9 protein-coding genes and 2 pseudogenes are annotated in these 12701 nt (G+C 37.0%); 7 read left to right on the top strand and 4 right to left on the bottom strand.

Going from position 1 to position 12701, the window contains the following annotated elements; translation table 11 throughout:
• Nucleotides 1-396: 396 nt before the first annotated feature.
• The 4 genes from EDD72_RS04925 to EDD72_RS04910 all read right to left on the bottom strand — a co-directional run bounded on the left by EDD72_RS04925 (nt 397) and on the right by EDD72_RS04910 (nt 5065).
• On the bottom strand, nt 397-1524 hold the full coding sequence (locus EDD72_RS04925; RefSeq protein ID WP_132767831.1) for a glycosyltransferase family 4 protein: 1128 nt from the start codon (nt 1522-1524) through the stop codon (nt 397-399).
• Entirely contained in the window at nt 1511-2707 is a 1197-nt protein-coding gene (locus EDD72_RS04920; RefSeq protein ID WP_132767829.1) for a glycosyltransferase family 4 protein, read from the bottom strand. Before EDD72_RS04920 ends, EDD72_RS04925 begins: the two co-directional genes overlap by 14 nt.
• Nucleotides 2704-4011 (bottom strand): O-antigen ligase family protein, encoded by a 1308-nt coding sequence (locus tag EDD72_RS04915; protein WP_132767827.1) that lies wholly within the window; start codon nt 4009-4011, stop codon nt 2704-2706. Before EDD72_RS04915 ends, EDD72_RS04920 begins: the two co-directional genes overlap by 4 nt.
• Before the next feature lie 70 nt (nt 4012-4081).
• A complete protein-coding gene (locus EDD72_RS04910; RefSeq protein ID WP_132767825.1) occupies nt 4082-5065 on the bottom strand; it encodes a Wzz/FepE/Etk N-terminal domain-containing protein in 984 nt (327 codons plus the stop codon).
• A 158-nt stretch (nt 5066-5223) separates the two neighbouring features.
• Between EDD72_RS04910 and EDD72_RS04905 the strand changes: the two are divergent.
• The 7 genes and pseudogenes from EDD72_RS04905 to pseC form a co-directional block, all read left to right on the top strand.
• A pseudogene (locus EDD72_RS04905) lies at nt 5224-5379 on the top strand (AbrB/MazE/SpoVT family DNA-binding domain-containing protein); the annotation flags it as partial.
• Nucleotides 5379-5645, top strand: a pseudogene (locus tag EDD72_RS04900) (type II toxin-antitoxin system PemK/MazF family toxin); the annotation flags it as partial. The pseudogenes EDD72_RS04905 and EDD72_RS04900, both read left to right, overlap by 1 nt.
• 702 nt (nt 5646-6347) lie before the next feature.
• On the top strand, nt 6348-7682 hold the full coding sequence (locus tag EDD72_RS04890; protein WP_132767819.1) for a flippase: 1335 nt from the start codon (nt 6348-6350) through the stop codon (nt 7680-7682).
• A gap of 161 nt (nt 7683-7843) precedes the next feature.
• Nucleotides 7844-8869, top strand: coding sequence for a Gfo/Idh/MocA family protein (locus EDD72_RS04885; protein WP_132767817.1), 1026 nt, complete (start codon nt 7844-7846; stop codon nt 8867-8869).
• Nucleotides 8870-8894: 25 nt separating this feature from the next.
• Nucleotides 8895-10241: a nucleotide sugar dehydrogenase gene (locus tag EDD72_RS04880; RefSeq protein ID WP_243643777.1), complete on the top strand. Its 1347-nt coding sequence runs from the start codon at nt 8895-8897 to the stop codon at nt 10239-10241.
• A gap of 72 nt (nt 10242-10313) precedes the next feature.
• On the top strand, nt 10314-11540 hold the full coding sequence (locus EDD72_RS04875) for a glycosyltransferase family 4 protein (RefSeq protein ID WP_132767815.1): 1227 nt from the start codon (nt 10314-10316) through the stop codon (nt 11538-11540).
• Between the two features lies 1 nt (nt 11541).
• Nucleotides 11542-12696 carry a UDP-4-amino-4,6-dideoxy-N-acetyl-beta-L-altrosamine transaminase gene (gene pseC / locus EDD72_RS04870; RefSeq protein WP_132767813.1) on the top strand — a complete coding sequence of 385 codons (1155 nt, stop codon included), beginning with the start codon at nt 11542-11544 and terminating at the stop codon, nt 12694-12696.
• The last annotated feature ends 5 nt before the right edge of the window (nt 12697-12701 follow it).

Below are 12701 nucleotides of genomic sequence, written 5' to 3'. Positions count from 1 at the left end.
TTAACGCTTTTCTAATCGTTTGACGAGCGTAACCAGTTTTTCGTGATATTTGACGTATTGACTTCCCTTTTACAAAGTATTATTTTCTGATAAACTCAATATTAGCCATCTCTAGCATATCCTTTCCTCCCGTATTTAAGATCTCGTCAATCTAAAGATACAGGAAAATTTGCTAGAGGTGGTCAATTTTTTAGTGATCACAAACCACTAAAGTGGTCAACTTTTACATTATCACTGACAGGGGAAGAAATGTATCCTGAATATTATAAAGGAATACATGGTGTCGAATATCGACTAAGTGATATTAAACCTACCAAATAAAAAGGACCGGGCTTTGCCCGGTTTTTCAAACGTTTTTTTATCCTCTACAAAAATTTGCTGCAGAACTCTGTACTTTTATTTTGCAATTAACAATCTATTCAGTATCTCTTCATATACACGAATTAACTTATCTCTTTCAGAATTCCAATTATATTCATGAATTGCAGCGTCTCTCCCTTTTCTCCCCATACCTTCTGCTTCTTCTGGATGTTCCAATAGCCAATTGATGGCATTGGCAATTTCATTTGGATTCATCGGATTTACACATATTCCGCAATGATGCTTTAAGACAATTTCTTCCCATAACGGAAAGTTGGATGCAATGACAGGAATTCCTGCAGCCATATATTCAAACATTTTAATCGGAAGAGAATCAATGAAATTCTCAATGGGATGAAGGACAACTAAACCCGCTTTCGATTTCGCTAAAGTCTGAGCTACTTCTTTTCGGTCAATTTGTCCTAATTCGATCACATTCTTCCATCCATCCATCTTTTTCGCCCTTTGGTGTTCATCTTCAGTGAAAAACTTACCCGCAAGGTATAAACGACTATTGGTTTGTGTCATGGCATCAACCATTTCAAACAATCCTCTTACGCCAGTAATTCCACCAACATAACATACCGCATTTTCCTTTGTAGACCAGTCGATGGCATTGTCCAGAAATTCTTCAAGGATGGGATAATTGCTTACATTCACCGTGTTACAGCCTAATTTTTTAAAGCGTTCGTTAATGTAGGGAGTCGCAGTAACAACAGCATCAAATCGCTTAGCTGAGAAATTTTCAAATTTTTCAAATACCCAGGATATGAGTTTTCTTAGTGGTTTCTTAATCCAGTATTTACTTAATATCTGTCTGGGAACATCCTCATGTACATCATAGATCACTTTTTTCCCTTGCAGTTTCAGAAGAAGGCCAATCGGAATCAGCTCTGGATCATGAAAATGGTAGAGCTTCGCATCAAGTGAACGAGCCTTTTGATAAACGTTCCAAACCGTTTTGGTCATCCGAGCCAACCGTCCACCCTTACTTTTTTGCACGTGATGAAGATGAACGCCATTGATGATCTTTTCATCTGCTTCCGGTACGACAAAATGAGTCTCATAATCGGCAGAAGCCAATGAACGACATTCCTTCATAAAAATCCGGGTATCTAGATAATGGTGTACAGAGGAGAGATGACAGATTCTAGTTTTCGCCATGATGAAGCACCGCCTTATAGAGATCGATGGTTTGTTGAACATTTTCTTTCCAAGTCAGTTGATCATAAACCATTTTTCTTGCATTTTGACCCATTTCTTCTCCTTTTGTTGGATCTGAAAGCAAATCATCTAATGCCTTAACTAAACTTTCTACATCTTTTGGTTTTACTAATACCCCCGTTACTCCCTGTTGAATGACATCTTCAATTCCTTCTCCAACGACTCCAATCACCGGTTTGCCAAAAGCCATAGCTTCGATATAAGCAATACCAAAGCCTTCTTTCCAGCTTGGCAGGGAAAAAATCTCACACGCTTGCATATATTCTAATGCTTTTTCGTGAGGCAATCGGCCGAGAAATTTCACATGTTCCTTAATCTGAAGATCTTCAGCTAATTTTCTCAAGCGATCTCTTTCCGGTCCGTCGCCCACAATATAATATTTTAAATTGGGATATTTGTTTTTCAGTTTACTGACGGCATATAAATTCAAATCGATCCCTTTACTCGGATAGAGGTTGGATACACTTAAGATCATTCGTTCATTTGACGGTATTTTTTTACTGTGAGTTGAACTGATCTTCTCTAGGTTCATTCCATTGTGGATCACAACCGATTTACTAGAGTAGCCAATCTCTTGATCCGCAATCCGTTTTAATTTTGAGCTTACGAGGATGATTTTATCTGCTTTTTGAAAAGTTTCAGTTATTTTCGCTTTACACTTCTTATTCCGATAAATGGTATGTTGTAAGTCTTGGCCATGAATGGTAACCACGAAAGGAACATGAAATTTTTCTTTCAGTTTAATTGCCGCAACCCCATCAGGCAAAGCGACATGAGCGTGAATGAGTTCAAAAGGGAACGTTTGATAGAGCTTGGCAATGACATTTTTCATCCCTAGATAAAAAAAATCGCCGTAGTATTCGAATAAATAGGAATGAGGCAAATTTAAATATCGCGTATAAAAAACCTCAATCCCATCGATCTGACTTTTTCTTGGTATCTTCGAATATTGATTCCACTTTTTACTTAATTGATTGAAAGGAAAAGGAGCCCAAGGAATGGGTGAAATTACCTTAACTTCATGACCTTGACGAACCAAAGTTTTGACTTGTTCATGCACGAAAATCCCAGAAGTCATATTAAAGTTAGAAGGGTACATATGCGAAATTACTAAAATCTTCATTCAGCTAGGGCATTCCTTTCCTGCTTGAGATATAAATAATTTAAATAGCCAACCGTAAAGGCAAAGAAAAGCCATTGTGGTCCAAAGGCAATGATTGTGCTTGAACTCGTACTTGCTAGGAAAAATATAACTAATCCGATGATTAATGATTCTGCGATCATCTTCTCGTTTCGATCAGTCAGGGTATGATATTGTTTTTTTAATAGGATGATTAGCGATAAATAGAACAGGACATATCCCGAGAAAATAAGGATTCCATAATTGACCAAAAGCTCAAACCACCAGTTATGAACATTGACGATTTTAGCCGTGTCATAGACTCGAAAATGTGCCATGTGGTATTCCGCGTTTCCTGCACCAACGCCAAAACCATAATGATCATATAAAAAGAGTAGAGAATTCTTTATGAGATTTGTTCTTACATTCACCGATTCCTTTCCTTGATCATGGACAAATAGGCTATCAATTTGAACCTTTAATGTATCTAAAGCAGAATGGAAAGGCTCAGGAAATAGAAAATATAGTACCATAGTTCCAGATAGCGTAAGAACAATTAAAAATAGTTTTTCTCTCCTTTTCATAAAGAAAAAGAACCAAAATGCGACTCCCATTGCGATCGCAAGATAATTCGAACGAGAATAGGTTAGGAAGACTAAAGATAAATTGAGTAAAGATAAGATAATACCAAATAGAGAAACCAATAGATTTCGTCCATAGCGAATTAAGGTCAATGTAAACGGTAGACTTAACGCTAAATAGGTTGCAAAATCATTTTGGTTATGAAAGATAGCAGTTGGCGTAAAACGCTGTTCATTGGTTAAACCCGCAAGTGTCGAGACGCTTAATTGCTGTCCGGTTAATACATTCCATAACCCCACTAAAATTAATACCGTTAATATGAATATCCATAAACGATAAAAATGGATATAGTCCCGTTTCTCAATAAAAAAGAAAACAACAAAGATAATGAGTGAAAAGCCGACAAATAAATGGTTAATATGTTTTACGGCATCAATGGTTGAATCTGCCCAAAGCAAAGATATGATGGAATAAACAAACCAAAAAATGAGAAACCAGACAAGGAGTCTTACTTTTAAATTAGTAATGGATATCTCCCCATCATTTTTTAACAATAATAGAACGAAGATGACCCATAAGGCATATAACGTTATTCTAAATAAAGATAAAGAGATTGGGCCAATATTCACATTAAAAAAAGCAGGACCTAAAACGGCAGCACCTAAAATAAAAAACAGAAGTATTTTTGAAATCGACCAAACTTTCAGTTGCAGTATCTTCTCCATCTAAAACCACTCTCTAATAATTTAGAAGGATGACATCATGCCATCCTCTTTTTGTTATGTTGAATTGGTTCTACATTGTTCTCTTCCAATATTCTCTTAAAAATGCAACAAAACCAGCAATGACGAATCCGACCATTCCAGCTAAAACCACGTTTTTAACCAAGATTTTCAATAATGAAGAACTCGTTTCAATAACCGGTTGTTCCATCGATACCGTCAAACCTGTTTCTTTCGCAATTTGCGGTAATCTTTTCTCCACCTTTTGTATTTCTTCATATTGGGACTTTGCATTATTTAATGCAATTTTATTACTAGATAGATTTTGAACATACATAATGTAAGCGGGATTCGGTTCCACTTTCGAAGATTGGTAAGCAATCGTTTTATCTACAGTAGCCATTTCCTTTTGCAGTCGATCGATTTTCGTTTCTAACAGACCAATATTAAATTCTAATTGATGTTTAATGGAAGATAATTTATTATGAATCATCTCAAAGTTTTGTTTTTCAACAAAGCTTTGAAAATCTTGGTTTACGATTTCTGCAAACTTTACTGCTTCTTCTTTTGTACTTGCCGTAACTTTAATCGTTAAAATATCTGAATCAGGAACCATGTCAAATGCGATCATCGATTTTAATGAAGAACCCGTGACTTGTTTAAATCTTGGAGATATCTTTCTTACTTCCTCGACTAGTTTTGTATTATTTGTTAACTCATTCGTATACTCAGTCAGTAAGGTATCGATTTTTACAACAGGATACTTAGAATCAGGTCTTGTCACCACATCAGGAAACTGAATGTTTGCTGATGAATTATATGTAGGAACGATGACTGCATTGAGTAAAGGTTCAATCGTAAAATTGCTCTCTGCTCCTTCTACTTGCTTCACTGTAGCCTCTGTTGTTACATTGACGATCGGTTTTGTGAAAAGGAAACTATATGCAGCTGCTAAAATAACAAAGATGAGAATCGAAGATAAGATGAACTTTTTGTTTCTTAAAAGTGTCTCAATCATATCTCTTAAGGATATCTGGTCAATTTTTGAACTCGCCATAATAACCACCTTTTAATGTTTACAATATGTTGCCTTATGATATCATAGCGTTTTATTTATTTCTTTGCAACCTAGTGAAGAAACATAATAAAAGACAGGGTTTGAGTGAAATAGTAAAATGAGAATGTTAAACAGACATTACTAATATTCTATTGTGAATGGAATTAAACGTGATTGGAAATGAAGGTATCATCACATTAAAGCCAAAAAGAACACGGAAGAAATACACATTGGAAGAACTAATATCACAGATTACACCTGAAAATCGACACGAGGAAATTGATTTTGGGATAGAAGGGCGTGAATTGATTTAATGCCAGCAGACGTACCAGAGAGAGGCGATCTCGTTGTTTTAAACTTCAATCCACAAGCTGGTCATGAGCAGGCTGGGAGAAGGAATGCTATTGTTTTATCGCCTAAAGAATTCAATCAAGCAACAGGATTTATAGCTGTTTGTCCGATTACCAATCAAAAGAAGGGTTATCCCTTCGAAGTGGATTTACCAAAAGAAGGAATATCCCTTGATGGCGATGGCTATCCAATAACAGGGGTAGTTTTAACTGATCAAAGTGAACCACTCACCACTTAACTATCGCTTGAAGTGGGAGCTTCTCAGCTCCACGACGAAAGCAACCTTTCATCTCCCTGAGCGTGACTTCGGGTCGTTCCAACCCTAGATGTCCGACAATTCGGAGTTCTTTTGTACCTTGGATATTTTACGCATGGAAGGATCAGCTTGGTTTTCGCATTTTATTTTCTCCATGCAACCCCATATATCCAGTTATCAAAGAACGTATGTTCTTATTCATTATAACATATGTTCGTGTGTTTTTCAAGATGGCAACAATTCATCTCCCACCTAAATAGGATAGGGGACTTCTTGTTGCATTAGGTTAAATCATTGGATTGGAAAGCTCGTAATCTAAAAATTTTAAAGAAGTATAATCCAGAAGATGAACAAATTGAAGAAATAGATAAAATAATCGATGAATGCCTAGCGAAAATAGAAACATATCTGACTTGACATAATCCTTTCTCTTTCAGAAAGGGTTATTTTTTGTACTTTAAAGTTTCTTGATAATTTTTGAGAAGCTAATTTAGTTGGGCAGGTGTCGAAAAACAAATAAATTTATTGGTGAAGTTAGCAAAATTGAATGAACAAAAACTACGTTTGTTCCAAAAAAAATAGGAACATCTATAAATAGACAGAGTTTGAGTGAAATAGTAAAATGAGAATGTTAAACAGATATTACTAATATTCTATATGTGAAGGAACATCAACATGGGGAAATCAAATAGTTTTATTAGGAATAGTACATCTACCTTAATAAGGCAAGTGACGAGTATTCTAATTGGACTAGTCACTCAAATTCTGATTGCTAGATATTTAGGAGCTGATGGGCAAGGGAAATATGCTTTAATTACCTTATTATCGACGTTACTCTTCACTTTTTTCAACTTAGGGGTAGGGGTTTCTAGCGCTTATTACATCGGTCAGGGAAAGGTGAAGTTAAGTTCCATTTATAAAACGAACAATATTTCTGCACTCGTGTTGGGTGCGATTTCCTTTTTCGTAGGTTTAGTCGTTATTTTTTTCTTCCATGAGCAATTTTTTAGTGGAATATCACAAAGCTATTTATTGCTGACATTATTGATTTTGCCAATTTTGTTCATGAACCAATTCATTCAAACGGTCTTTCAAGGGGTTGAAGATTTTATATCATATAATGTGATTGGTTTATTGAATCAATTAACGATTTTACTAGTTTCGATTCTTTTGATCGTTGTCTTTGATTTTGGCATAAATGGTGCTGTTTTTGCCTTTTTATTTGGGCAGGTGATTACCTATATCGTAAGTGTATATCTTGCAAAGAAACGGCTTTCTTTAGGAATAAAGGATGGTGAGTTCTCCTATTCTTATTTTAAGGACTCTTTGACATATGGTATCAAAGCACATTTATCCAACGTCATGACTTTTTTGAATTATCGTGTCAGCATGCTGATTATTTCTTATTTCATCAATCCCGCTGCGGTGGGAATTTATAATAATGCGGTAAGTATTGCAGAAAGAATCTGGATTTTCTCAACATCCATATCACTTGTTTTGTTTCCAAGAATCTCCTCTTATAAGAAAGAGGAAGAAAGGAACGCTTTGACCTCAATTGTGAGTAGAAATGTTTTACTATTATCTGTGTTCATTGGCGTTGTTTTCTACCTTCTATCAGATTTCATTATCCTTTTATTATTTGGTAAGGAATATATTTCAGGATCGATGGCCCTTAAATTACTACTACCTGGAATTATCCTTGGATCGACGACGCGAATTATATCCAATGATTTGTCAGGTAGAGGTAAGGTAGAGATTAATATGTACACCTCATTTATTACGGTTGCTTTGAATATCGTTTTAAATTTAATCATGGTGCCACGATTGGGAATCAATGGAGCGTCACTTGCATCAACGATTACCTATGGTATGGATTTTTTCATCAAAGTCATTTTATTTAAACGAATTACAGGTGTTCCCTATCATAAATTTTTATTGGTAGGACAAGAGGATTTTCAAATGTATGGAAGACTCATTCATAAAGTCTCAATCAGAGTAAGGAAGGTTTAGTGTCTTACTAGCTGCTGAAAAATGTCAATATTTTGGCACAAAAAAATATATCCAAATATATTGGACAAGTGTATAATGTATTGGTGTATTTGTGAAGTTATTTATATTCATCTAGATATGGTTAAGACTATATATGAGTGATAAAACAAGGGGGATTATCTATGAATTTCGCTATTGTCGGTTGTGGACGCATTGCACCAAAACATGCAGAATCGATTATGGCGCTAGAAGAAGCAAATTTAGTAGCGGTTTGCGATATTATTGACGAAAAAGCAGAAGAGTTTGCGAAGAAATATAATGCGAAGAAATATTTGAATTATGATGAAATGTTAGAAGATCCAGAAATTGAAGTCGTCAATATCTGTACACCAAGTGGTCTTCATGCAGAAATGGCGATTAAGGCGATTGAAAAAGGAAAACATGTGATGGTTGAAAAACCGATTGCGATGACGGTGGAAGATGCAAATCGAATCATCGAAGCGGCGAAAAGAAAAGGAGTAAAAGCAGCAGCTGTCCATCAAAACCGTTTCAATGACGCAATTCAAAAAACAAGACAAGCTTTAGAGGCAGGCCGCTTTGGCAAAATGTCTCACGGAGTGGCGAGCATCCGTTGGAACCGGAATCAGGCCTACTATGATCAAGCTTCTTGGCGGGGAACCAGAGAAATGGATGGCGGTACTCTTATGAATCAATGTATTCATAATATTGACTTATTACGTTGGATGATGGGACCTGTGAAAAAAGTTTATGGCAATACAGCAACCCGTTTCCGTCGTATTGAAATGGAAGATGTAGGAGTAGCTGTTCTTGAATTTGAGAGTGGCGCATTGGGAGTGATCGAAGGCGCGTCTACGATTTACCCAACGAACTTAGAAGAAACCTTAAATCTTTTTGGTGAAACAGGGACTGTAGTTGTTGGCGGCATTGCTGTTAATCGAATTGAGAAATGGCGCTTTAGCGAGAATTTTAAAGAAGAGGAAGAAGCCATTGTCAAAGCGCAAGCAGAAAATCCACCAACCGTTTATGGTTATGGCCATCAATTGATTATCAAAGATTTTATTGATGCAATCAAAGAAAATCGTGATCCTTATGTGACGCTTGAAGACGGAAAGAACGCGTTAGAAATTGTATTAGCGATTTATGAATCAGCTGAAAAGGATCAGCCTGTTTATTTGAATCAAAAATAATTCAATGTAGGAGGATATCGCGCATATGGCTTTAACAGAAAAAGAATTAGAATTGAATCCGATAGCTAAACAGCTATATGACAAGATTGAGAATAAAACAGCAACCATCGGTGTTGTTGGACTGGGTTATGTGGGTTTACCTTTAGCTGTTGAAAAAGCAAAAGCAGGCTATAAGGTGATTGGTTTTGATGTTCAACAAAAACGTGTAGATATGGTGAATCGTGGAGAAAATTATATTGGAGACGTTGTTGATGAAGATCTCGTTGAAATTGTAAAAAGTGGACAACTCAAGGCGACAACGGACTACTCCAAAATTCGTGAAGTAGATACCGTAGCCATTTGTGTTCCTACACCACTTGACGAACATCAACAACCTGACATTTCTTATGTGGAAAATTCGACAAAAGCAATCGCTGAGTATTTACATCAGGGAATGCTCGTTGTATTAGAAAGTACGACTTATCCTGGAACGACGGAAGAAGTCGTGAAACCGATCTTAGAACAAACTGGGTTAAAATGCGGGGAAGATTTCTTCGTCGCTTATTCACCAGAACGTGTCGATCCAGGTAACAAATATTTTAATACGAAAAACACACCAAAGGTGGTAGGGGGTATTACTCCTGCATGTACCACTTTGGCCAGTTCATTATATCGTAATGTACTTGAAGGGGAAGTTCATGAGGTTTCTAGTCCTGCAGTCGCTGAGATGGAGAAAATCTTAGAGAACACCTTCCGTAATATCAATATTGCGCTTGTGAATGAGATGGCGATTCTCTGTCATAAGATGGGAATTGATGTTTGGGAAGTCATCAATGCAGCAAAAACGAAACCTTATGGCTTTATGGCCTTCTATCCAGGTCCTGGTTTAGGTGGACATTGTATTCCCATTGATCCATTCTACTTAACGTGGAAGGCAAGAGAATTTAAGTATCATACACGTTTGATTGAGACTGCTGCCGAAATTAATAACTACATGCCAGAGTTCGTAATCGAAAGAACGATGAAAATCTTAAACGAGGAAAAGAAATCATTAAACGGTTCTAAAGTCTTGTTACTAGGAGCTGCGTATAAGAATGATATTGACGACTTAAGGGAATCCCCCGTTCTCGATATTATCGAGTTCTTGGAGAAATATGGTGCTGATGTTCATTACAGTGATCCATATATTCCACAATTCACCCATAAAGGAATTGAATATCATTCGGTCGATATCACTCCTGAATCCTTAAAAGAGATGGATATTGTCATCTTAACGACCAATCATAGTGATTTTCATTATGAAATGATTGCGGAATCGGCACAAATCATCTTTGATACACGCAATGCTTTTTCTAGGGTAAAAGATATCAAAGCGAAGTACTATAAGTTATAATGGGAATTAGGTTTTAGGCACCGCACAGTTTCGGTGCCTCTTGTTTATTCTCTCATTGGATGGTGAACATCTTTGAAGATTTTGTTTTTGACACAATATTTTCCACCAGAAGTTGGCGCTCCTCAGAATCGAATCTATGAGCTTGCAAAGTTGTTAGTAAAACGTGGTCATGAAGTCACGGTCTTGACGGGGATGCCCAATTATCCAGCGTATGAGATCTTTGATGGCTACAAAGGAAAAATCATACATAAAGAAGAAATGGAAGGAATAAAAGTGGTTCGGACCTGGCTTTATGTCACGAAGAATACAGGGTTTATTCCGCGGTTGATGAACTATTTTTCTTTTACCTTTTCATCGGTATTATTGGGAAGTTTTCTTGTGGGAAGACAAGATATCGTGATTACGGAATCGCCTCCTTTATTTTTAGGAGCATCAGGTTATATCCTAAGTAAACTAAAACGGGCAAAATTTATTTTTAATGTCTCTGATTTATGGCCAGAGTCAGCGGTGAAGTTAGGTGTGTTAAAAAATCAATTATTAATTCGTTTGTCCACTTGGCTGGAGGAGTTTTCCTATCGCAAGAGTCAGTTAATTACGGGGCAAACCCAAGGAATTATTGATGATATTGAACGTAGAGGTTATAAGCATACATTTCTCCTTACCAACGGTACCGATACCAAGTTCTTTACTCCAGAAAATCGAAGTGAAGAGTTACGAAAGGAATGGAACATTTCTGATAAATTTGCCGTTGTATATGCAGGAATCATCGGAATTGCTCAAGGTTTAGACATCATTCTTGAAGCAGCCGATTTATTAAAGGAAAATAGGAAGATTCAATTTCTACTGATCGGAGAAGGTCCTGAAAAGAAACGGTTAATGGAAAAGGCGGATAAGATGGGATTAACCAATATTTCCTTTATCCCGCTTCAAGAAAAGAAGAAAATGCCGAAAATTATTGCTTCAATGGATGCTACCATTGTTCCCTTAAAACGGTTAGAATTATTTAAGGGAGCACTGCCTTCGAAAATGTTTGAAGCATTGGCAAGCGAGCTTCCGATTATTCTTGCGGTTGAAGGCGAAGCACAAAGACTGATTGAGCGATCAGGCGGTGGGATTTGCGTCGAACCAGAAAATGCAAAAGAAGTAGCAGAAGCTGTTTTAAAATTGGCTAATCATCCTGACTTTGCAAAACAACTAGGCAAGAATGGCCGTCAATTTGTGAAAGAATATTATGACCGTGAAGTGATTGTCAAACGACTAGAAGAAAAACTCATTGATCTTGTGAAAAGAGGCGTATAATATGGAGAAGAATATCCCTTATGCACTTCCATGGATTGAGGAAGAGGAAATTGACGAGGTTGTTGCTGCATTACGTTCCAATTGGTTAAGCAAAGGACCAAGAACCGTAGAATTTGAAAAACAATTTGCGAACTACGTGGGATCGGATTATGCCTTGGCATTAAATTCAGCAACAGCAGGTTTACATTTATCCCAGTTAGCGGTTGGTATTGGTCCAGGGGATGAGGTGATTACCACTCCGTATACTTTTGTAGCCACAGCCAATACTATATTACACACAGGGGCCAAACCTGTTTTTGTCGATATTGACCCCGTTACATTCAATATGGATCCTGCATTGATTGAGAGCAAGATCACGAATAAAACCAAGGCGATTATCCCTGTCCATTTTGCCGGGTATCCCGTCGATATGGATCCAGTGATGGAAATTGCCCGCAAATATAACCTTTATGTGATTGAAGATGCCGCCCATGCCGTTTATACCATGTACAAAGGACGGATGGTTGGCAGTATTGGTGATTTAACCAACTTTAGTTTCTATGCCACGAAGAACCTCGTCACCGGTGAAGGTGGCATGGTGACAACCAACAACGAAGAATTAGCTGATAAAATTCGTGTCATGAGCCTTCATGGGATGAGCAAGAATGCATGGAATCGTTATTCTGATAAAGGATCTTGGTTTTACGAGGTGGAGTATCCTGGCTTTAAATACAATATGACTGATATCCAAGCAGCATTAGGGTTAGTTCAGCTAAGAAAATTAGAGAAGCTGCAACAAATCCGTGAAGAATATGCGATGATGTATAATGAAGCCTTAAAAGAGTTCGAAGGATTAACCTTACCTTATTATGATCATATCAACCGTCATGCATGGCATTTGTATGTGATTCGCTTAAAAGATAACTACTTCACCATCGACCGTGCGCAGTTTATTGAAGAATTAAAAGAACGAGGAATCGGTACAAGTGTTCATTTTATCCCTGTACATTTACATCCATATTATCAAAAACTTGGCTTCAAATATGGAGATTATCCATTAGCTGAAAAAGCGTATGAAGCAGCGATTTCGATCCCGTTATATCCGAAGATGACGAAAGAAGAAGTGGAAAGAGTGATTGAGGCCGTTTTTGATGTGGCCAATACCTATAAAAGATAGGGTGA

This window comes from Tepidibacillus fermentans, assembly GCF_004342885.1.
Lineage (GTDB): Bacteria > Bacillota > Bacilli > Tepidibacillales > Tepidibacillaceae > Tepidibacillus > Tepidibacillus fermentans.
Note: the sequence above shows the minus strand (reverse complement) of the source record. Positions and strands in the feature narration are given on the sequence as shown.

Excerpts from the sequence above, each read along its gene's own strand:
- EDD72_RS04890 (WP_132767819.1), top strand. The coding sequence starts at position 6,348 with ATGGGGAAATCAAATAGTTTTATTAGGAATAGTACATCTACCTTAATA.
- EDD72_RS04920 (WP_132767829.1), bottom strand. The coding sequence starts at position 2,707 with ATGAAGATTTTAGTAATTTCGCATATGTACCCTTCTAACTTTAATATG.
- pseC (WP_132767813.1), top strand. The coding sequence starts at position 11,542 with ATGGAGAAGAATATCCCTTATGCACTTCCATGGATTGAGGAAGAGGAA.
- EDD72_RS04915 (WP_132767827.1), bottom strand. The coding sequence starts at position 4,011 with ATGGAGAAGATACTGCAACTGAAAGTTTGGTCGATTTCAAAAATACTT.
- EDD72_RS04885 (WP_132767817.1), top strand. The coding sequence starts at position 7,844 with ATGAATTTCGCTATTGTCGGTTGTGGACGCATTGCACCAAAACATGCA.
- EDD72_RS04880 (WP_243643777.1), top strand. The coding sequence starts at position 8,895 with ATGGCTTTAACAGAAAAAGAATTAGAATTGAATCCGATAGCTAAACAG.
- EDD72_RS04910 (WP_132767825.1), bottom strand. The coding sequence starts at position 5,065 with ATGGCGAGTTCAAAAATTGACCAGATATCCTTAAGAGATATGATTGAG.
- EDD72_RS04925 (WP_132767831.1), bottom strand. The coding sequence starts at position 1,524 with ATGGCGAAAACTAGAATCTGTCATCTCTCCTCTGTACACCATTATCTA.